The sequence below is a fragment of the Leisingera sp. JC1 genome (genome assembly GCF_001679925.1).
GTDB lineage: Bacteria > Pseudomonadota > Alphaproteobacteria > Rhodobacterales > Rhodobacteraceae > Leisingera.
Map to the genome: position 1 here is coordinate 1 of NZ_LYUZ01000069.1, position 599 is coordinate 599.

Below are 599 nucleotides of genomic sequence, written 5' to 3' on the forward strand. Positions count from 1 at the left end.
TCGCAAAGGGTATTCTTCACGCCGCTGGAAGCGTTCCGCGGGATTGCGGCGCTGTCGGTGGCCTGGTTCCATTCCGCCTTTCAGAACCTGGACAAGCCGCTGCTGATCAAGCCGGGCAATATCTACGTCGACTTCTTCTTTGTGCTTTCGGGCTTTGTGCTGATGCACGCCTATATGAAGCGGATCGAGCGCGGCATGGGATTCTACGAATTTGCAGCCCTGCGCCTGGCCCGCCTGTGGCCGCTGCATTTCTTCATGCTGATGGTCTGGGTGATGTACAACGGGGTGCAGGTCTTTGCCTATGAGGCCTATGGCTTTGGCGACGGCGGCAAGGACCACAACACGCTGCTGACCTTCTTTTACAACGTGTTCCTGATCCATTCGCTGGGGGTGGTGGATCATCTGACCTGGAACTACCCGTCCTGGAGCATCAGCGTCGAGTATTACAGCTATCTCGTTTTCTTCGTGCTGATCGTGCTGTTCATGAAGGCGCGCTATACGGCCTGCGCGGTGGCTGCGGTGCTGGGGTTTGCGGCCCTGTTTGCGATCAGCCATGCCCGGGGCTCGCCGTCGATCCTGGCCAGCCACGACTTTGGCAT

1 protein-coding gene is annotated in these 599 nt (G+C 58.4%); it reads left to right on the forward strand.

Going from position 1 to position 599, the window contains the following annotated elements:
* Positions 1-599, forward strand: a 599-nt coding sequence (locus tag A9D60_RS06915; RefSeq protein WP_141117860.1) for an acyltransferase family protein, incomplete at both ends; no start/stop codon positions are given.